The sequence below is a fragment of the Candidatus Methylacidiphilales bacterium genome (assembly GCA_025056655.1).
Taxonomy (GTDB): Bacteria; Verrucomicrobiota; Verrucomicrobiia; order Methylacidiphilales; family JANWVL01; genus JANWVL01.
The window spans coordinates 1-20035 of the sequence record JANWVL010000094.1 but is presented as its reverse complement, the minus strand read 5'-3'; the positions used below and the strand labels follow the sequence as shown (position 1 = coordinate 20035).

20 protein-coding genes and 1 tRNA gene are annotated in these 20035 nt (G+C 50.1%); 10 read left to right on the top strand and 11 right to left on the bottom strand.

The window, feature by feature from the left end; all coding sequences use genetic code 11:
- The first annotated feature begins 20 nt into the window (after positions 1 to 20).
- Positions 21 to 692: an HAD-IA family hydrolase gene (locus NZM04_05830; GenBank protein ID MCS7063550.1), complete on the top strand. Its 672-nt coding sequence runs from the start codon at positions 21 to 23 to the stop codon at positions 690 to 692.
- A gap of 27 nt (positions 693 to 719) precedes the next feature.
- Here NZM04_05830 and NZM04_05825 read toward each other — a convergent pair whose 3' ends face one another.
- The 5 genes from NZM04_05825 to NZM04_05805 all read right to left on the bottom strand — a co-directional run bounded on the left by NZM04_05825 (position 720) and on the right by NZM04_05805 (position 4369).
- On the bottom strand, positions 720 to 1247 hold the full coding sequence (locus NZM04_05825; GenBank protein MCS7063549.1) for a hypothetical protein: 528 nt from the start codon (positions 1245 to 1247) through the stop codon (positions 720 to 722).
- On the bottom strand, positions 1222 to 1716 hold the full coding sequence (nrdR, locus tag NZM04_05820; protein MCS7063548.1) for a transcriptional regulator NrdR: 495 nt from the start codon (positions 1714 to 1716) through the stop codon (positions 1222 to 1224). The genes NZM04_05825 and nrdR overlap by 26 nt, the downstream gene beginning before the upstream one ends.
- Before the next feature lie 116 nt (positions 1717 to 1832).
- Positions 1833 to 2156, bottom strand: coding sequence for a thioredoxin (trxA, locus tag NZM04_05815; protein ID MCS7063547.1), 324 nt, complete (start codon positions 2154 to 2156; stop codon positions 1833 to 1835).
- 17 nt (positions 2157 to 2173) lie between these two features.
- The gene (locus NZM04_05810; GenBank protein ID MCS7063546.1) at positions 2174 to 3268 is read right to left on the bottom strand and encodes a hypothetical protein; all 1095 of its coding nucleotides are present in this window, start codon (positions 3266 to 3268) and stop codon (positions 2174 to 2176) included.
- 495 nt (positions 3269 to 3763) lie between these two features.
- Complete coding sequence (locus NZM04_05805) at positions 3764 to 4369, bottom strand: DUF2059 domain-containing protein (protein MCS7063545.1); 606 nt, start codon at positions 4367 to 4369, stop codon at positions 3764 to 3766.
- A 94-nt stretch (positions 4370 to 4463) separates the two neighbouring features.
- On the opposite strand from NZM04_05805, the gene acs reads away from it, so the two are divergent.
- From acs to NZM04_05785, 4 genes are all read left to right on the top strand, one after another.
- Positions 4464 to 6443, top strand: coding sequence for an acetate--CoA ligase (gene acs, locus NZM04_05800; protein ID MCS7063544.1), 1980 nt, complete (start codon positions 4464 to 4466; stop codon positions 6441 to 6443).
- Positions 6444 to 6552: 109 nt separating this feature from the next.
- Positions 6553 to 6624 (top strand) — tRNA-Val (locus NZM04_05795).
- Between the two features lie 303 nt (positions 6625 to 6927).
- A complete protein-coding gene (locus NZM04_05790; GenBank protein ID MCS7063543.1) occupies positions 6928 to 8745 on the top strand; it encodes a BamA/TamA family outer membrane protein in 1818 nt (605 codons plus the stop codon).
- Positions 8746 to 8936: 191 nt separating this feature from the next.
- Complete coding sequence (locus tag NZM04_05785; protein ID MCS7063542.1) at positions 8937 to 10196, top strand: 4-hydroxy-3-methylbut-2-enyl diphosphate reductase; 1260 nt, start codon at positions 8937 to 8939, stop codon at positions 10194 to 10196.
- Position 10197: 1 nt separating this feature from the next.
- On the opposite strand, the gene NZM04_05780 is transcribed toward NZM04_05785, so the two are convergent.
- On the bottom strand, positions 10198 to 11406 hold the full coding sequence (locus tag NZM04_05780; protein MCS7063541.1) for a KamA family radical SAM protein: 1209 nt from the start codon (positions 11404 to 11406) through the stop codon (positions 10198 to 10200).
- Positions 11407 to 11511: 105 nt separating this feature from the next.
- On the opposite strand from NZM04_05780, the gene NZM04_05775 reads away from it, so the two are divergent.
- The gene (locus tag NZM04_05775; GenBank protein MCS7063540.1) at positions 11512 to 11976 is read left to right on the top strand and encodes a MarR family transcriptional regulator; all 465 of its coding nucleotides are present in this window, start codon (positions 11512 to 11514) and stop codon (positions 11974 to 11976) included.
- Entirely contained in the window at positions 11966 to 12604 is a 639-nt protein-coding gene (locus tag NZM04_05770) for a polyphenol oxidase family protein (GenBank protein MCS7063539.1), read from the top strand. Before NZM04_05775 ends, NZM04_05770 begins: the two co-directional genes overlap by 11 nt.
- Here NZM04_05770 and NZM04_05765 read toward each other — a convergent pair.
- The 4 genes from NZM04_05765 to NZM04_05750 form a co-directional block, all read right to left on the bottom strand.
- Complete coding sequence (locus NZM04_05765; protein MCS7063538.1) at positions 12601 to 13311, bottom strand: MgtC/SapB family protein; 711 nt, start codon at positions 13309 to 13311, stop codon at positions 12601 to 12603. The genes NZM04_05770 and NZM04_05765 overlap by 4 nt on opposite strands.
- A 13-nt stretch (positions 13312 to 13324) precedes the next feature.
- Positions 13325 to 15919, bottom strand: a complete 2595-nt coding sequence (mgtA, locus tag NZM04_05760) for a magnesium-translocating P-type ATPase (GenBank protein MCS7063537.1) — start codon at positions 15917 to 15919, stop codon at positions 13325 to 13327.
- A 76-nt stretch (positions 15920 to 15995) separates the two neighbouring features.
- Positions 15996 to 17018: a HAMP domain-containing histidine kinase gene (locus tag NZM04_05755; protein MCS7063536.1), complete on the bottom strand. Its 1023-nt coding sequence runs from the start codon at positions 17016 to 17018 to the stop codon at positions 15996 to 15998.
- Complete coding sequence (locus NZM04_05750) at positions 17015 to 17710, bottom strand: response regulator transcription factor (protein ID MCS7063535.1); 696 nt, start codon at positions 17708 to 17710, stop codon at positions 17015 to 17017. Before NZM04_05750 ends, NZM04_05755 begins: the two co-directional genes overlap by 4 nt.
- 107 nt (positions 17711 to 17817) lie before the next feature.
- On the opposite strand from NZM04_05750, the gene NZM04_05745 reads away from it, so the two are divergent.
- The 3 genes from NZM04_05745 (at position 17818) to NZM04_05735 (ending at position 19619) form a co-directional block, all read left to right on the top strand.
- Positions 17818 to 18435, top strand: coding sequence for a DedA family protein (locus tag NZM04_05745; GenBank protein ID MCS7063534.1), 618 nt, complete (start codon positions 17818 to 17820; stop codon positions 18433 to 18435).
- Between the two features lie 9 nt (positions 18436 to 18444).
- Positions 18445 to 19161: a VIT family protein gene (locus NZM04_05740; protein ID MCS7063533.1), complete on the top strand. Its 717-nt coding sequence runs from the start codon at positions 18445 to 18447 to the stop codon at positions 19159 to 19161.
- Positions 19162 to 19268: 107 nt separating this feature from the next.
- Positions 19269 to 19619: a DMT family protein gene (locus NZM04_05735; GenBank protein ID MCS7063532.1), complete on the top strand. Its 351-nt coding sequence runs from the start codon at positions 19269 to 19271 to the stop codon at positions 19617 to 19619.
- Here the strand turns inward: NZM04_05735 and NZM04_05730 are convergent.
- Positions 19616 to 20035: rhodanese-like domain-containing protein (locus tag NZM04_05730; GenBank protein MCS7063531.1), on the bottom strand; the 420-nt coding region annotated here is incomplete at its 5' end. The two genes, NZM04_05735 and NZM04_05730, sit on opposite strands and share 4 nt — an antisense overlap.

Below are 20035 nucleotides of genomic sequence, written 5' to 3'. Positions count from 1 at the left end.
AGGGAGGGGTAGAGGTTAAGATGTCTCTTGCGGTTTTTTTTGACGCAGGAGGGACTTTGTTAAAGGTTCGACAATCTGTCGGCATCACATATGCGGAGTTCGCCGCTCGATATGGGGTGAAGCTTGATGTGGAAAAGGTGCGAGAGGCGTTTCCGAGGGTGTTTCGCTCTCTTCATATTCGTGATCCGCGGAGTATTCCGAGAAATGGAGATGATCGGGCATGGTGGCATGAGGTGGTGCGGCGGTGCTTGGAGATAGGGGGCTGGCCAGCGGGGCGGCCGACGGATGAGGTGTTTGAGGCTTTGTATTGGCACTATGAGCAGGCGAGTTGTTGGGAGCTATTTCCGGATACTGTGCCTGTGCTGAAACGGTTGAAGGAAATAGGAATTCCTTGTTATGTATTGTCGAACTGGGATTCACGACTGAGGACGATTTTGCGTGGGCTTGGGATTTATGATTATTTCGAGGATCACATTATCAGCGCGGAGGTGGGTCATGCCAAGCCGCATGCTGGGATTTATGACGTCGCCTTATCACGCGCCGATGTGCGAGCTGATCAGGCGATTATGGTGGGAAACGAAATGGAGATGGATGTGGCGCCGCCGTTAGCTCTTGGGTGGCGTGCTGCGTTTGCAGTGGATCGGCCGCGTAGGGATTTGGGGTATTTGTTTACTTTGATTGAGGGGGTGTGAGGGGGTGGATTTCAAGGGTGGGTTGGGTCAGGCGATTATTAGTTTTATCTCTTTGGAGGTCTGGCTGAATAGCAAGGATAGAAAGCTGTAAATTTCTTTTTCGATTTCGATGCAGCGTTTTCGCCATCGTAGGCGTTTGGCGAGTTGTTTGACGGCTTGTCGCATGCCTTCGAGTTTGATTCTGACGGTTTCTTGGTGGAGGGCTTTTTGAAGGTGCTCGCGGAGCATTTGGAAGAACATTAATTCACCGTGGGCGTAGGCGGCGATTTCGGGGAGGCTGATTACGAGTAGAGGTGGGATGAGTTTGCAACAGTTGGCCACTTCATACTCGCCTACTGTGCGTAGGCTTGTGATGACCATTTGCTCTAGTTGCCATACGCCGATGGTGCTGTGTCCGTAATCTTCTTCTAGGTATTTTGTGACGCTGGCTACGAAATCCTCTTCCATGCCCCAGTTGGGGCGGCCGGCTTTTTTTGCGGCTTGTCGCAGGGAGGAGATGAGCCATTCGCGTGAGATGGGGAATTGACCGTTATTCCACCAAGTCAGGCTGGGCAAGCCCTGCTGAAATCCGATCATACGGCTTGAGGTTTTCGATTTCGTTGACGAATTCGCGTATGTCGCGAAACTTTCGATAGACTGATGCGAAGCGGACGAAGGCGACTTCATCGATGACGCGTAGTTTTTCCATGACTTTTTCTCCGATGGCTACGCTGGGGAACTCTTCACCGTATTCTTCGGTTAGTTCTTGTATGATTCGCTCTGCGGCGCGCTCTAGGACGGCACGGCTGATGGGGCGTTTTTCGCTGGCTTTTTCCATGCCGGCTAAGAGTTTTTTGCGATCAAAAGCTTCGTAGCGGCCGTCGCGTTTCTGGACGCGTAAGTTGTCGCGCTCGATTTCTTCGTAAGTGGTGAAGCGATGACCGCATTTTAGGCATTCACGTCTTCTGCGGATGGCGGCTCCGTCGGCGAGAGGGCGTGAATCGATGACGCGATCTTCTAAGTGGCCGCATTTTGGACACTGCATACTATTAGTTGGTGTGGGGCAGTGTGCACGACTCAACGGGTGGTGTCAACCGTATTTGCTTTTGTGGGTTTGCTGGGGGTAGCCTTGGATTAGGCGGTGTGTGTGGAGGGAGCGGATTATAGGGCTTGGAGCTTGGCTAATATTTCTTTTTTGGAGAGGAGTCCGACGTGTTTGGTTACGGGTTGGCCATTTTTGAAAAAGATGAGTGTGGGGATGGCTTGGATGCCGTATTGGGCTGCTAGTTCTTGTTCTTCATCGATGTTAACTTTGACGACTTTGTAACGGTCAGCGTTTTCTGTTGCGATTTCGTTGAGGACGGGGCCTATCATTTTGCAGGGGCCACACCAGGGGGCCCAGAAGTCTACTACGGTAGGGAGTGGAGACTGGATGACTTCGGATTGAAAGGTGTGGCTTGTGGCCTCGATAACGGATTTTGACATAGGGTTGGGCTGTGGTTTTAGATGATTTGGAAATAACTTAATGCGAGGTAGAAAGCCGTGAGTATGCTGATAATTCCTCCTGCGAGGACTACGTAGGCGAAACTTTGAGGGACTTCTACGGTGACTTGGGGGCTTGTTTTGGTCTCTGTTTTGGGCTTGAGTATTGTTGGGGTCTTTGATGCTGTGGGCACTATGGCTCCAGCTCCTGCTACTTTTACGGGCTCGACTTTTACATTGGTTGGAGCGGGCTTGGTCGCGGTGGGAGTTGGGGGTGTGGCCTGGGGTTGAGATTGGGGTTTGGCTGTGGGCGGGGCCTGGATGTTTGGTGGGGCCGTGGGGGGAGGGGTTTTAGCAGAGGGTGATGACGGAGGAGGTGTGGGTGTAGGGATCCCTTGAGGCTTGGGTGGTGTGGGTGGGGTTGTGACAGGTGTAGGAGTGCCGGGGGTGGTAGGTTTTGCTCCTGCTGGAATTGCTGGTGGGGGTGGTGTTGCTGGCCTTGCGGCTGGATTTATCAGCCCGGCTGGAACCTTAGGATTTACGGCAATGGTTTTTGCGAGGTTGATTTTTTTAGATTCTTTTGGGGGAACGGGAGCTACAGGTGGGGGAGGGGGGACAGTTGCAGTTGGTCGTGCTGGGGGTTGTGGCACTGGAGGGGTGGAAACCGGAGGTTTTGGGGGCTGAGGTGTTGGAGTTGGTGAGGTTGCTGGGGTAGCTGCGGTAGGTGAGGGTGTGGGGGGAGGGGTAGGGGGTGTGGGGGGTGTGGGGGAGACTCCAATTGGGGGTTTGGCTTGAGGCGGGGTTGCAATTGGTGGTGCGCCGGGCGGAATCGGGGGCTTGACTATTAAGGGATTTGATGGGGTGCTTGTTACGGTAGGTGTGACGGGCGGAGGAGGCACTGGTTTTGGGGCGGATATTGTGACAGAGGGTGGTGTTGTGGGGGTGCCTGGTGGCACGGGGGGCTTAGGTAGATTCGTGGGAGGTGTTACTTTGAGCGGGGATTCTTCCGTTGGGGTAGCTGTGGATGGGTTGACGGCGACAGCCGGCCTGGGAGCCTGGGGGTTGACGGGTATCGGTATGGTTGGTTTTTGTGCTGAAGCGTCGCCCTCGTTCATAGGGGTTATAGTTATTCACAGGTTAATTTGCTGTCAATAACTTAATTATCATGTGAGGGAAAATCTTGTGTTGGTTACGTATGTTAACCGTGTATTTGCCTCCTGGGGTTTAAAGGGATATGAGCGTATAGTTTCTGTGATTGAGGAGGTGATTGGACGTGTGTGGTGGGGGCAAGTGCGGGGATCGAGAGTTTGGTGTTTTTGCTTGGTGGTTGGGGGTGGTATTGATGCGTTTATTTGTGGATTGATATGGGATTTTGATGATTGGTTTTATGGGCAGTTTTGTTTTGCAAGATATGTTGGTGTGTTGGGTGGTGATGAGGTGGTGTCTTGCTGGGGGCGGATCATCAACTTAGTTTGTGAGAATAGAAATTAGCACCGGAGCTTGTAGGACAGGTGAGCGAAAGGTCGTGATGGGAAGGTCGGTGAGCTTGGCAGTGTGGGGTGCTGAGAGAAGGCTCCTATGATTGGGAGGGGTGAGCAGATGAGCAAGGATTATCGATGTGAAGGTGGTGGGGTTTCAGAAGTAGGATTGTCTGGGCCTTGAAGGATGAGTTTTTTGAGGGTATCGAGGTTTTCAGCAGCGCTGTTGATGAGGCTGCGGAGGCTTTCGGCTAGTAGCTCTTCTTGGATTGCGGCGAGGCGGCGAGTGAATTCGGGTTGTTTTTTTAAGTAGGAGGCACCGGCTTCGGTTTTATAAAAATCTAGGAGGGCTTGCATTTCTTCGACGGTGAAAGTTTCTGCCATTGCAGTGATGACGGCTTTTTCGAATTTTTTGAGATCAATGGATTCGAGGCGTTTTTGGGTGAATTCTTGCATCCACTTTTCGATGTGGTGGCGTTTTTCGTCGCTTAAGTTTTCGATGCCTAGATTTTTGGCGGCGTGGGAGAAGGGATCAAAGGGCCAGTGGTTGAGCATTGCCCTGAAAAGGGCTGTGTAATTGAGGGTGGAGACCAGTGTTTCGGCTTTGAGGAGAGCCTCGGGAGGGATAGTTTTTTTGGGGCCTTCTTCGCGTAGGAGATTTTGTGTGAGGCCTTCGGTGAGGAGTGATAGGGTTAATAATAGAGCTAAAGTTGGAGACGTGTAGTGGGGGAGCATCATGGGTAGGAGGGTTTTTTTAGATTAACGCAATTCTATCCATTGCCATCTTTGAAGTAAACGTTCATAATTTCGGGCTGAATTAACTTAAGAATTTATGAAAAAAAGAAATGATAGGGATGAAGGTGTGGGTTCGTCTATGATCGAATCCACTTTGCATGAATCGCGGCGGTTTCATCCGCCTGCGGCGTTTCAAAGGTCTGCGCGGATTGGGTCGTTTGCGGAGTATCAAAAGTTGTATAAGCAATCACTTCGCGATCCTGATAAATTCTGGGCGAGAGAGGCGGAGGATTTGTTGTGGCGGAGGAAATGGCGGGAGGTGTGCCAGTGGAGGTTGCCGTTTGCGAAGTGGTTTGTCGGTGGGAGATTAAATGCTTCGGAAAACTGTATTGACCGCCATGCGTTTTCTCATCGGCGGAATAAGGCTGCGATTATTTTTGAGGGGGAACCGGGCGACGTGCAGATTTTGACTTACGGGCAGTTGCATCGCGAGGTGTCTTTGTTGGCGAATGCTTTGAAGATTCACGGGGTGAAGAAGGGGGACCGTGTTGTGATTTATATGCCGATGATTCCGCAGGCGATTATTGCCATGCACGCTTGCAATCGAATTGGGGCGGTGCACAGCGTGATTTTTGGCGGGTTCAGCGCGCAAGCTGTAGCGGAGCGGATTAATGATTGTGGAGCGGTGGCCGTCATCACAGCGGACGGGGGATACCGCAGAGGAGCGGTGGTTACGCTGAAGGCAAATGTAGATGAGGCGCTGCGTCAGACGACGACGGTGCGGCGGGTAATTGTTTATCGTCGGACGGGGCAGGCTGTCGAGATGCAAGAGGGACGCGACTTTTGGTGGCATGAAGTGATTGCTGATCTAAAGCCGCACTGCCCACCCGTGCCTGTGGATAGTGAGCATCCGCTTTTTATTCTTTATACAAGCGGGAGCACAGGAAAGCCTAAAGGCATCTTGCATACGACGGGAGGTTATCTGGTGGGCACGACGGTGACGTCGAAATATGTGTTCGATCTGCGAGAGGAGGATGTTTATTTCTGCACGGCAGATGTGGGCTGGATTACGGGGCATAGTTATATTGCTTATGGAATTTTGGCTAACGGCGCGACGGCGTTGATCTATGAAGGGGCTCCGAATTATCCACAACCCGATCGGTTTTGGGAGATGATTGAGAGGCATCAGGTGAATATATTTTATACGGCTCCGACGGCGATTCGTTCTTTTATTAAGTGGGGTGATGATTGGCCGAATCGGCATGATTTATCATCGTTGCGACTTTTGGGAACGGTGGGGGAGCCGATCAATCCGGAGGCTTGGATGTGGTATTACACAGTGATTGGAAAAAAACGTTGCCCGATAGTAGATACTTGGTGGCAGACTGAGACTGGGGCGCATATGATCACACCGATTCCTGGTGCTATTCCCACTAAGCCTGGATCTGCGACTTTGCCTTTCTTCGGGGTGGATGCGGCAGTGGTAGATGATAGGGGAAACGAATTGCCAGCTAATGTAGGCGGTAAGCTGGTGATTCGAAGGCCTTGGCCTTCGATGTTGCGGACGATCTATGGCGATCCTGCTCGATATAAGAAGGTGTATTGGTCTGAGGTGCCGGGATGCTATTTTACTGGGGACGGTGCGCGTCGCGACAAAGATGGGTATTTTTGGATCGTGGGGCGGATAGATGATGTATTGAATGTGTCGGGGCATCGGATTGGCACAGCGGAGGTGGAAAGTGCGCTTGTCTCGCATGCAGCTGTGGCAGAGGCCGCTGTGGTCGGAAGGCCAGATGAAATCAAGGGACAAGCGCTGGTGGCGTTTGTTACGCTGAGGCAAGGGCAAAGTCCGAGTGATGAGTTGAAAGCAAGCCTTCGCCAGCATGTCGCAAAGGAGATCGGACCGATTGCCAAGCCGGATGATATTCGTTTTGCTGAGGCGCTTCCCAAGACTCGTTCTGGAAAAATCATGAGGCGGTTGTTGAAAGAAATTGCAGCAGGAGGGGAGGTCAAGGGCGATGTGACCACACTTGAAGATTTCGCGCTTTTGGCAAAATTAAAGAATACTGAGGACTGATTTGTGGTGGTAGCTCTGCGTCTTTTCCAATACTGAATATACTGAATAAAATACTTGATTTGCGGCAGTAATTTTGTAAGCAGCAGTGCATCTGTTAATTGGAAGACTTGCGCGGTTAGCTCAGTGGTAGAGCACCACCTTGACACGGTGGGGGTCACAGGTTCAATCCCTGTATCGCGCAATTACAGAGTTACCCACAGCATTTTAACAGGTTTATTGGTTGGATACACTGGTAAGATTAGGTGCGGCTGATGCCTCTGAAAAAGCAAAATAAAGTGCACGGTGAGTGAGGACATAATATCCTGGTGGAAGAAATTAATTGATTGCGGGAATAAAAGGTAGCACAGAAAATTTAATTATATCAAGTATAAAATTTTCACCAGAACGAGGGACGAATGTAAACAACTTTTTTAATAACATTATAGAAAAATGTTGACAAAATCCATAATTTTGGATTAAAACTAGAGGTTGAAATGGTAAATTTATGAAGCAAGTAAAAATCCTCCCGGTGGCATTAATTTTATTAGGGTCAGCTTTACAATTTTCCCTATCGCAAGATTTTGAACGGTATCGTCCTAAGGATCCAAATATCTCGGAGTATTCAAGATATGATGGCAAGGAATATGACTCAAAAGAAGTAACACCGACAGATGATCGGACGCTGATCAGGAATCTAAGAGGGTTAATATTTAGCCGACTAGGCACGCAGATCTCTCGTCAGACTCAGCAACAAGTTACGGGGATTCGCACAGTAGATTTGCCGCTGCTTGAAACCGTGGAGTTTGTGGATACGATGAGTAGATTCCTCGGAAAGCCTGTGAGCTTGGCCACGATAAACGAAATCAAAGCAGAGCTAGCCAAGTATTATCGTAAACGGAATTATCCAATTGTTACCTCAGTAGTGCCTGAGCAAGAAGTCACACACGGAGTTCTCAACCTGGTGGTCATCGAAAGCCGTCTGGGTGCGGTAAGAGTGGAAAATGACACGATGCCATCTTGGGAACCAGAGGAGCGTTGGTTTCACGAAAAATTATTCAAAAAACATATTCGCACCCAGCCTGGAGAACCAATCAATTCCCAGCACGTTTTAGAGGACGTCAATTGGATGAATCGCAATCAGTTTCGTTCAGTGGACGTTATTTATGAGCCAGGGCAAGAACTTTACACAACAGACATTGTCTTAAAGGTAAATGACGTTTTTCCCTTCAGGCCCTATATCGGTTTTGAAAATACGGGTAGCAAGGCGATTGGAGAAGGTCGCGCATTTGCTGGCTTCAACTATGGTAATGTCTGGGGACTTGACCATCAGTTCGAATACCAGTTCACAACCAAATCAGATTTCAAGGTTGACGAATTCAACGTCCACACGATGGTCTACACCGCACCACTATGGAAGTTTCACACCATCAAGCTTTTTGGTGCTATTGGTTCTACTGATATTCCTATCGATAATAATTTCCGAGTCACCTCTGACTCCTACCAAGCCAGTCTCCGATACTACATCGATATCCCTCCGAGAGTTGGAAATTATCTCCACAAAGTCGAGCTTGGCTACGACTTCAAAGAATACGGCTCCGACCTCGAATTTGGCGGACAAAAAATTAATCTCAATCCCAACCGCAAATATCCCAACGATAATTTTCAGGTTGGACAACTCGTATTCGGATACCACGGTGAGCTCCTTGACAAACTTGGCTCCACAAATTTCGGCTTGAGCATGCGCTACAGTCCAGGCGGCTTAGCACCTAACAGCAAGACTATCTATCTACGCGATCAACAACCTATTGTTGACATTGATGCGGACTATTTCTATGGCCAGCTTAGTCTTGACCGCCTCACCCGTTTGCCGTTTGGTATGTCCCTCCTTTTGCGGGGCACCTACCAATTTGCTGATAGTTCCCTTCCGTATAGTGAGCGTTTTGGCCTAGGCGGTTTTGGAACAGTCCGGGGTTACGATGAGCGCGGCGCAAATGGCGACGAAGGCTACAACTTTACGGCAGAGCTGCGCTCACCAGCCTTTACTCCATTGAAGTATGCGGGCGTCCAGCGTCCTAATGACGCCCTTATGTTGGTAGCCTTCTTTGATCGAGGAGAAACCACCATTCACAGCCCACTCGCCAGCGACGATCCCCACGTGCAAATGATGAGCATAGGTGCCGGTGTGCGTTACAATATCAGCGGCTACCTCTCCACACGCTTTGATTACGGTTACCAACTCATTGGCACTAAAAATGCCCTCTTCCAACGCCTACCCAAAGAAGGCAACTCTAGCTACAGTGTTACAGTAAGTTGGCTATTCTAGGGTGCTTCTTTCTCCTTGAGCCATTGCATCCCGGATAAATCCAAGTTCTGGTAAAAAGACAACTACGACGAGATGTGGAATGCATACATTTTTCTCTTTGGCACTCGATGAGTTTCTAATTTTTCGCACGCAGTTACTCATCCCAGTGGTATCTTTTTGACCTACTGCACACCTTGTTGTAAGGTGCTAAAATGATAGTTCATTCAAACGCCACGCCTCCCACAAAGACGAAAGTCAACCTTCGCACTCCAGAAGTCATGGATCAAGTGCAGGCGGAGGTGGAGAGCCATTATCGCAGCCCGATTGTTGAATATTTGCGGTATAGCGGTGTGCCTCTTAAGGCAGCAGGGCTTACAGTGAAACTCGCTAAAGCATTTGGATTTTGTTATGGTGTTGAGCGCGCCATAGATTTAGCTTACGCTGCAGCCAAGGTCTTCAAAGATCGCCGCATCTTTCTGCTGGGAGAAATTATCCACAATCCTGAAGTCAACGATCAACTTGCCGCTATGGGCATACAAACCTTACGCGAAGAAGAAGGCGAATATAAGCTCAACCACCTTACCCCGGATGACGTCGTCATCATTCCTGCATTTGGAGCTGAGATCAAAGTCATGGATCGTCTAAAGACGATAGGTTGCCAGACTGTGGACACTACTTGCGGCGATGTCATGAGCGTCTGGAAACGAGTCCGCCAATACCGCGCAGAGCAAGTCACCTCCATCATCCACGGTAAAGCTTGGCACGAAGAGACTAAAGCCACAGCATCGCGAGCCGTTGGAGAAGATCGCAAAGGGCATTACCTTGTCGTTTATAATCTTGAGGAAACGGATTACGTTTGCGACTACATCCGCCATGGTGGAGACAAGCAGAAGTTTCTAGAAAAATTTAAAGGTGCGCATTCGCCCGGCTTTGATCCTGATCTGCATCTCCGCCGCGTCGGTGTCGCAAACCAAACCACGATGATGCGCGGCGAGACTGAAGAAGTCCAAAGACGTATTCGCCAAGCCATCGTTGACCGATACGGCGAAGCTGCTTTGCTAGAGCACTTCCGGGTATTCGATACAATTTGTGGCGCCACACAGGAACGACAAGACGCCCTCCGCGAAATGCTCGACACAGAGAAACTCGACCTTCTCATTGTTGTCGGGGGCTACAACAGCTCCAACACCTCGCACCTTGCAGAAATGGGCGAAGCCCAGCTTCCCACATATTTCATTAAAAACGCCGAAAAAATCCTTTCAGATAAAGAAATCCAACATTGGGATCTTCACCACAGCACAGAAAAAACAACACACGGCTGGCTTCCAGATGGCGATGTCATCATCGGCATCACCGCAGGCGCTTCCTGCCCCAATAATCTTATCGAAGAAACCATACAGCGACTCTTCTCTCTCCGCAACGTGGATGTGCAAACGCTTCTTCCACCGGAAGCATTACGACCAGCGCGTTGATCTATTCCAGATCGTGAACGTAGGCTCTCGATCCAGAGGGCCGCTGCAGAGCAGAATCTACAACCCATTCACCAGACTCACCCAAAGGATATTCATAGATTTCACCTTTGAAATTTCTCAACACAATTCGATCCGACGTCCGAGCCAAAATATAATCAGGATTTAAAGGAATTTTCCCTCCGCCCCCTGGCCCATCCACCACATATTGCGGAACGGCAAACCCTGTGGTGTAGCCCCGTATCGCATCCATGATTTCTAGACCCCGCTCGATCGGCACACGGAGATGCGCAGAACCGATGATTAAATCGCATTGATAGAGGTAGTAAGGCCTTACCCGAGCGCGCACGAGTTTTTGAAACAACACCTTTAACGTCTCCGCATCGTCGTTCACGCCCTTTAGCAACACCGCTTGATTACCCATCGGAATCCCAGCATCGGCGAGTCGCGCGAGCGCTTCATACACTTCTAACGTCAACTCACGAGGGTGATTGGAATGAATATTAATCCACAGGGGATGATAGCGTCGCAGCATTGCGCACAGTTTGGGCGTTATCCTTTGTGGCAAAAATATCGGCACACGAGTGCCGATCCGCACAATCTCAATGTGCTCGATCGATCGCAACGCTTGAATAATAGCCTCAAGCCGCTGATCAGATAAGAGCAGAGGATCCCCACCCGATAGCAACACATCTCTTACCTCCGTATGCTTTCGCAGATAAGCCAAAGCTAAGGCTAAATTCGTCTCCAGTCGTTGCTCTCCGACTCCACTCACAATGCGGCTTCTTGTGCAGTAGCGGCAGTAAGAAGCGCAGCGATCCGTCAAAAGCAAGAGCACACGATCGGGATAACGGTGCACCAAGCCAGGCGCAACCATGGTCTTATCTTCTCCGCAAGGATCGCGCATCTCTTCCGGAGCTTCATGCAACTCCTCCTCGCGAGGGATCACTTGTCTTCGGATCGGGTCATTAGGATTGTCGGGATCGATCAAATTAAAGAAATAGGGCGTCACAGCTACGGCCAATTTATGTTCAGCTAATTCAATGCCTCGTCTCTCCTCTGGAAGCAGATCCAGCCTTGCCTCAAAGTCCTCGAGCTTCGTCAGGCGATGACGTAGTTGCCAACTCCAATCATTCCAGTCAGAGGGTTTTTCCTCTTTCCACAGCCCTTGCCCTACTTTTACAAAAGAACGGTCACTTGATAATGTCTTCACAGGATTCCTCTAAGTTACATAAAACTTAAAAACCGCAACCTTAGGAATCTGAGTCTTGTAAAAAAGTTAATGCACCTTAAAACTTAATTTAGCTAAAATATCGCTATGACTTCTTCGAATACTAGCCAGGAAATAGAAACGCTTATTCCGCTAATCATGCGGCTTCAGAGGATATTCCTAATTGATCTCAATCGCCGCACCAACCAGGGAAACATCTCCATATCTCAATTCACGCTGCTCAGCATACTCAATCAATTCGGGCCTCAAAAAATGTCAACCCTCTCTCACTACATGCACCACACCTCGTCCGCCACGACGGGTCTTGTGGATCGCCTGATCAAGCTCGGCCTGGTCAAACGTCATCACGATGAAAAGGATCGTCGCCAGATTTGGATCAAGCTCACTTCCAAAGGCGAAAAAATGGTGGATGACATGCGAAAAGATCTCTACGCCAAAATCACTCGAATCAGCGAGCGACTCGGGAAGAAAGACACTCAAGCGTGGGTGCGAATCTACCAGACGATCCTCCATGAATTAGAACACGCAGCTCCTTCACCTCATGCTGCCTAGATTTACCTGGCTTCAGTTCCCTTTTCTCGCGGGCTTTTCCTCTCTCTGTCACGGTTTTTCCTTACGAGACGAGACGATTCCATTTCAGAACGTCAATAGCACGCTCCTCAGCCAGTCGCTCCCCCTCCTTGGGTTGCACACGACTTCTTGCATTGTGCAAGGTGAGCAAACACACGGCAATCAAGTAGCCATAGTCACGCCTTCTTCCCCAAGTCTGATCCCGCATGTGGATGCCCTGATCACGCGCGAAAAACAAATAGTTCTCGCCATACGCACGGCGGATTGCGCGCCGCTTTTTATTTATGATCCAAAGCTTCACGCCTGCGGTTTGGCTCATTCAGGGCGTCGAGGGACGGAGTTGAATATTCTACAAAAAACCGTTGATGCAATGCGCGCGGAATTTGGTTCTTATCCTTCTTCGCTTCACGTGGCTATTGGTCCTTGTATTCGGCCGCCTTTTTATGAGACAGATTTTGCTGCCACTATTCGCAAGCAAGCTCGGGAAGCAGGCATCCATCATCTGTATGACTGTGGGCTAAATACTGCTGAAGATCTAAGCCTCTTTTATTCTTACCGCATGGAACGCGGAAATACAGCGCGGCATTATTCCGTGATTGCTCTGATCTAAATTCCGCACTTCGATGAGTCCGTGTGTTGTATCATTTGCCAGCTTATCGCCGTCACGCCGCTTTCTAAGCCCAGACGATTACACAGATTTTCCATTTCAGAGTCAGCACGCTCATCTGAGACTAACTCTGCTTTGAGAGCGACATGACCCGTTTGAGGGCTTTCAGCGCTTTCGAGTTGCTGTAGACGAAGTAAGGAAGGCTGAAGATATTGCACCAGGAGCTGTCTGAGATGTTGTTGTTTTCTCTCGCGGCAAGAGAGGGTCAACATATAACGGATTTCACCCTCTTTGCCGGAATTTGGGAGTTGGTTGATGAATTTCACTACAGGCCTCAATCCTAAATTAATAAAGAGAACAGCCACAGTGCTTAGGAAGGCTTCTATGATTAAGCCGGCTCCCGCTAAGACTCCGACTGCAGCCGCACACCACAGAGTGCCTGCTGTATTCAATCCTCTTACGTTGAATCCGCTTCTCATAATGCAACCAGCGCCAAGGAATCCAACCCCGGTAACGATTTGCGCTGCGACGCGGTTTGTTGAAGCCAGCTCGGCATTTGCATCCAAAGTGGAAAATATCGCAGCGCCGACGGTGACCAGTGTGCATGTCCTCAGCCCGGCGTGGCGCTGTCGCCACTGGCGTTCAAGCCCAATCAGGATTCCGCAGACTAAAGCAACACAGATTTGCAAAATAAAATTTAGGTCGGCCATAACCTGTGATCATTTATAGCCACTCATTAAACTTGCGGATGTAAACCTTCTTTAGGAATTGCGTAAGCAAGCAGTAACAGGTCAGAACGGTGATTAAAAATGGCCAATAGGTCGGAGGTAAGTGCACCATGCCCACGCTTTCGCCAAGAGGTGAGAAAGGAATGAAGCAACCAATGATCATAATTGTCCCTGTGAGGATTAATACTGGCGTTGCCGCGCGGCTTTGGATGAAGGGAACTTTCTCCGTACGAATCATGTGCACAATCAAGGTTTGTGTCAGAAGACCAACGACGAACCATCCGGTCTGGAACAAGGCAGCTTCCTCCACCGTATCGGCACCGAAAATGTGCCACATAGCTAGATAGGTGGTAATGTCGAAAATGGAGCTAATTGGGCCAATGCAGATCATAAATCGCCCCAAACCTGCAGAGGACCATTTGCGGGGCTTTTTCAGCCAGTCCTCATCCATCCGATCCCATGGGATGCTGATTTGAGATATGTCGTATAGCAAGTTTTGAATCAGGAGATGGATCGGCAGCATCGGTAGAAAGGGAAGGAATGCACTTGCCACGAGCACGCTGAACACATTTCCAAAATTAGATGAGGCTGTCATTTTTATGTATTTCACAATGTTGCCAAAAGTGCGACGCCCCTCGACTACGCCTTTCTCTAAGACAAGCAACGACTTTTCGAGGAGGATTATATCTGCAGCTTCCTTTGCTAAATCAACGCCGCTGTCCACAGAAATACCGACGTCTGCCTCTCGAAGAGCCAATGCATCGTTGATTCCGTCGCCCATGAAGCCGACGGTGTGCTGGTTAGCTTTCAAAGCTTTTACAACACGAGCTTTTTGCAGAGGATTGAGCTTTGCGAAAATGGTCGTCTTTTCGACTTCTTTCTGGAGTTGCTCATCAGACAAATGGTCAATCTGGCGTCCCAACAAGATGCCGGTTATTTCCAAGCCCACATCTCTGCAGACTTTTTTTGCGACGAGTGGATTGTCACCTGTGAGAATTTTAACTTTGACGTTATGCTCTCTGAGTAAGGCCAAGGCCTCTGCTGTGGTCTCTTTTGGGGGATCGAGCAACGCCACTAGTCCGCAAAAGATCAAATCATTCTCGTCATCGACTGTGTATTGACCCTGTTCTTTATTAGAGCTTTTATAGGCGACGGCGATCAGCCTTAATCCATCTTCATTTTCTCGATCCCTTAGATGAAGGATTTTTTCTCTCCAAGAAGAAGTAAGAGGGTGAATCTCTTCGCCGATCTGAATGTAAGCGCATACCGACAAGGTTTCTTCGACGGCTCCCTTGCAGATCAACAAATTTGGGCCAGGGGTGTTGGGCTTCAAGACCACAGACATTCGGCGGCGTTCAAAATCAAAAGGCAGTTCATCAATACGTTTATAAGACCGCGCAATTTCTCGGATACCGTGCTCCTCGTGAGCATGATCGATAATTGCCCGATCTATCAGGTTTTTTAGCCCGGTCTGAAAAAGGCTGTTCAGATATGCTTTTTCGAGAACGGCATGCGAGTCGTTGCTCTCGACATCGAGATGTTTAATCAACACCACTCGGTCTTGCGTTATGGTCCCCGTCTTATCTGTGCAGAGCACATCCATGGCACCGAGGTTCTGGATAGAATTCATATTCTTGACCACCACCTTCTGTTTTGCCATAGCGACGGCTCCGCGAGCGAGATTGGCATTGACGATCATGGGTAGCATCTCGGGGGTCAGGCCAACGGCAATCGCTACCGCGAAGAAAAACGCGTCTACCCAATCCCCTTTGGTGAAACCATTGATCAACAAAACCAAGGGGACCATTGTCAGCATAAATCGGATTAATACCCAAGTCACCTTGTTTACCCCGATATCGAAAGACGTAGGCGGCCGTGCCTCGGTCAACTTGGATCCCAGCTTGCCCATTTGGGTGTTGGCTCCAGTCTCTAAAACAACAGCCTTTGCGCTTCCACTGACAACACTACTGCCGAGGAAGCAAAGCTCTGGCCGATCAAGCAAGCTGGCTCCATGAGACTGATTAGCACTGCTCTGTGTGGACGGGAATTTCTCGACTGGCATCGCTTCACCCGTCAAAGCAGATTGGCTCACAAATAAGTCTCGCGACTCAAGGATCCGCACATCCGCAGGGATCATATCTCCTGAGCTCAGGCGGACGATGTCACCTGGCACGAGTTCTTCTATGAAAATTTCTGAATATCGGTTGTCGAGCATGTCCGGACAGCGATCAGGATTTGAGCCTGTCCGCAACACAGAACATTTGTTTCGCACCAGTCTTCGTAAGCTCTCTGCTTTGACTATCGATCGAAATTCTTGAATAAAACGCAGCAACGTCGCCACGGTGACCATGACCGACATCACGATCACCGCTTTCATGTCCTCTGTGAGGTAGGAAATAACAGCCAAAAAGACCAATACGTAGTTAAATGGATTATTGAAGGCTCGCCACAGCACTCGATACCAGCGGACCGGATCTTGTGATACTGCGATGTTGGGACCGTATTTTTTTAAACGAGCCGCAGCCTCTTCCCAAGTCAGAGGAGAGACCTCACCGCTTGGACTTTGCGAAATCAATTCAGTATTCTTCATAGGCGCAATTTTTGATCAACGCCTACCACGACAACGCAGATTCTGTCACGTATCTCAGTCTGAAGATTTCTTAAGGTTAACCGCTGGCAGGCAGCGTAATCTTAAAGCTAGCCCCTCGCCCCAGCACACTCGTCACGCTTATATTCCCTCCAAGACGCTCTACTGCTGCCTTAGCTATGCTCAGCCCCAGCCCAAATCCGCTGCCTTTCTCATAAGAACGCGATCGATTTGCTCGATAAAAACGACGAAAGATTTTATCGATATGCTCAGGCTCAATCCCCCTTCCTTCGTCCGATATTTCGAGGATGATTTGATTGTCGAGTTTTTCTACGCGGAACGTTATTGTTCCCTGCGGTGGGTTATGCTCAATAGCATTGTGGAGGAGATTGACAACAGCGTGTCCCAGCATCTCCACGTCGGTCACCAAAAATAGATCCTGTGGACATTGAATGTCGAAGCTTAGATTTTTTTCTTCAGCCAGGACCGATATAGCATCTTTCCAGGCGAAACAATGCAGGCGCAGGTTGATCCGTCTCAAACGAAGGGGAATCTCATCGCTCTCCACACGCGCTAGTCGGAGCAGCCGCTCGACTAGCGCGTTCATTCTTTGGCATTCTTCGAGTATGCTCTCGATAGCTTCTCGTAGCTCTTCAGGCTTGGCTTGAGAGTTTCTCAAGGCGACTTCACCCACGGTTCTTATCGCAGTGAGAGGAGTCCGCAATTCATGCGACGCATCTGAGGTGAAATGCCGTAATTCAGCTAAAAGACTATCATGCTTTTGCATCTCGCTCCGCAATAAGTTCGCCAGCCCTTCAAGCTCTGCAGGAAGCGCAAGATTGGGGTTCTGTTTAAATCGGATCCCTAATTGACTGATAAATCCAAGGCTCCAGCCGGCGATTAACCATCCCCCGACAAAAAAAATCACCAACGCAAAAATAAATGCCTCGACAATTTTTCCCTTCGCCAAAAATTCAACCCCGTGCGTGCGCGCCAATAAAGCTGCTAGAAAAACTAAAACACCAGCCCCAAGAACCCCGAAAGCCATTCCTAAGCGCCACTGCAAAGACAGACGTCCCCACCATTGTCGAATTTTTTTCATGGAGCAGTTTCTCGGAACACATAACCGACCCCACGTATCGTGTGAAGAAGCGGCGCATGCCCAGCTTCATGAAGCTTCTTTCTTAAGTGGGCGATGTGCACGTCTATGATATTGTCTATCGGCGTGTAGCGGTTTGGCTCAGACCATAGATCGTGAGCAAGCTGTTCGCGACTGACTACCTCTCCGTAATGGCTCATGAAGTAAGCTAGCAGATCAAATTCCTTTGGGGTTAACTCCAAAGCTTTGTCCTCGCGATAAGCTTTGCGAGTCACAAAATTCACCGTTACCCCGTGGATGGTCAGTGAGGAAGAAAGGCTCGGCTTACGCCGTAGCAGCGCCCGGGTGCGCGCTAAAAGCTCAGCAAAAGCAAAGGGTTTGACGAGATAATCATCTGCGCCTGTATCCAATCCCTGCACCCGATGCTCGACGCTGTCTCGAGCTGTCAGCACGATCACGGGTGTGAGGATTTTTTGTCTGCGCAGAGCACGGAGAATCTGCATGCCGTCCTGTCCCGGCAACATCCAATCCAAAATAATCAAATCCCAGGCCTCAGAAAATAAGTGGTCTTGTGCTTCATCTCCTCGTTGAACCCACACGGCAGAAAAGCCCTCCAAATTAAAAGCTTTTCGCAGCGATTGGCCTGTCTTAGGGTCATCTTCAATGATGATCAGTTTGGGCGAAAATTTAGACATGCTTTTCGGAGATTAACCTAGCACAGCAATCGGTATGCAGAATTCGACACTCTACTGAATACAGCTTTTAGCTAGCCATCGGCGAGTGGACACATAATAAGCCTTTTATGATAAACAGCCAGCCTTCTGAGTCGAGAGTCGGTCTATTGCGGCGGTTGTATGACTGGACGATTCATTGGGCGAATACACCGCAAGCGATTCCGGCGCTTTTTGTGATTGCATTTATAGAGTCGTCGTTTTTTCCGATACCGCCGGACGTTTTGTTGCTGGCGATCTGTTTTGCTTCGCCGAAGAAGTGGCTGCGAAATGCGCTCGTCTGCACGGTAGGTTCGTGTCTGGGCGGGCTCTTCGGCTGGTGGATTGGGTGGGGCTTGTATGAAGTGGTAGGCAAGCCAATCGTGGCTTTTTATCGGGGAGAAGAGGTGATGCAGCGGGTGAGCGAGCTTTATGCCGAGCACGGCGCATGGGCGATTTTGATCGCAGCGATCACGCCGATTCCTTATAAAGTTTTCACGATTGCGTCGGGGGTGTTTGGCTATAGTCCTTGGTTGCTTTTTGTTTTTTCCTTGATGGGTCGCGGATTTCGATTTTTTGCTGTGGCGCTTTTGATTCGATTTTTTGGAGAACGCATTCGCGCCTTTTTGGAGAAGAATTTCGAGTGGGCTTCGATTGTCTTTGTGGCGCTCGGAATTTTGGGTTTTGTAGCGATAAAGTTTTTGCGGTAGGAGCGTGGTATGAGTAAGCAGTCTATCTCTCGGCATGTGGAGAAACATCGTACGCATCGCACGGGGTGGATACGGGCGGCGGTGCTAGGGGCGAATGATGGGATTGTCTCGATAGCGAGTTTGGTTTTGGGGGTCGGCTCAGCGGATGTGACGATTCAGGCCGTGCAAATTGCTGGAATCGCGGGCACTGTGGCTGGTGCGATCTCGATGGCGGCTGGAGAATATGTCTCGGTGAGTTCTCAAGCGGATACGGAGCGGGCGGATTTGGTTATTGAAAGTCGAGAGTTGGAGATTCATCAAGAGGCCGAGACGGAGGAGCTTGCTCAGATCTATGTGGGGCGTGGATTGGAGCCTGAATTAGCGAGAGAAGTGGCGCGGCAACTTATGGCGCATGATGCACTGGGGACGCACGCGCGGGAGGAGATTGGGATTACGGATGCTTTGAGCGCGCGGCCGATGCAGGCGGCGATGGCTTCTGGATTGGCGTTTGCAGCGGGTGCCGCAGTGCCATTGATTTCGCTTTGGTTTGTGCCGGAGCAACAGTTGGTTGTGGGCACAGGTGGGGTGTCGTTATTTTCCTTGGCGTGTCTGGGCGGCTTGGGAGCGCGTGCAGGAGGTGCGCCGATTCTTCGTGGGATCTTGCGGGCGGTGGTTTGGGGGGCTTTTGCTATGGCGGCGACGGCGGCGGTGGGGCATTGGTTGGGCGTTAAGGGTGTCGGTTTGTGATGCGATGTCGAGTGTGGGAATTGTGGGAATTAGAAGGCTGGCTGTAAAAAGTTAATTTCTGCGATGAAGTCTGGATGTAAGCTGAAGTCGGAGTTCAAGCGATGAATATGAACGTAGTGTGGTGTGTGGCGTTGTTAGGGGTGTCGAATGTGTTTATGACGTTTGCTTGGTATGCGCATTTGCGGGATTTGGGCACGAAACCATTGTGGGTGGCGATTGTGGTGAGCTGGGGTGTGGCGTTTTTTGAGTATTGCTTTCAGGTGCCTGCGAATCGGATCGGTTATCAAGCGCTTTCGTTAGCGCAGCTTAAAATTTTGCAGGAGGTGATTACGCTGGGTGTGTTTGTGCCGTTTGCGGTTTACTATATGAAGGCGACGGTGAGTTGGAACTATTTCTGGGCGGCGCTCTGCATGGTGGGCGCGGTTTATTTTATTTTCCGAGAGGGGCTGGGAAATTAGGCGGAGAGGGGTTTCTTTTCTGAGGCGCAACCGCAGCTTGGCGAGGCTTGGTTCCAGGGCATGCGGGCGAGGAGGAGTGCCATGCCGCACCAGTCGGTGACTCCTGCGAAGATGAGGCCAGCTCCGACGAAGGCTGCGAGGTAGGCAAAGGCGGGATGAACGGTGAGGGATAAGATGGCGCCGAGGAGGACGAGGGTGCCGGCGGCGATGCGGACTTGGCGTTCGATAGAGAGAGTTTTTTTGCCGCGATTGAGGGGGAGGGAGATGGCTTCGCAGGCTTTGATGCCGCCTTCGAGGATAATCGTCTGGGAGATGCCTGCGGATTGTAGTTTTTCTGCGGCTTGGCGGGCGCGGTTGCCGGATCCGCAGATTAGGACGCAGGGGGAGTCTTGGCGGATGAGGGAGCGGATTTTTTC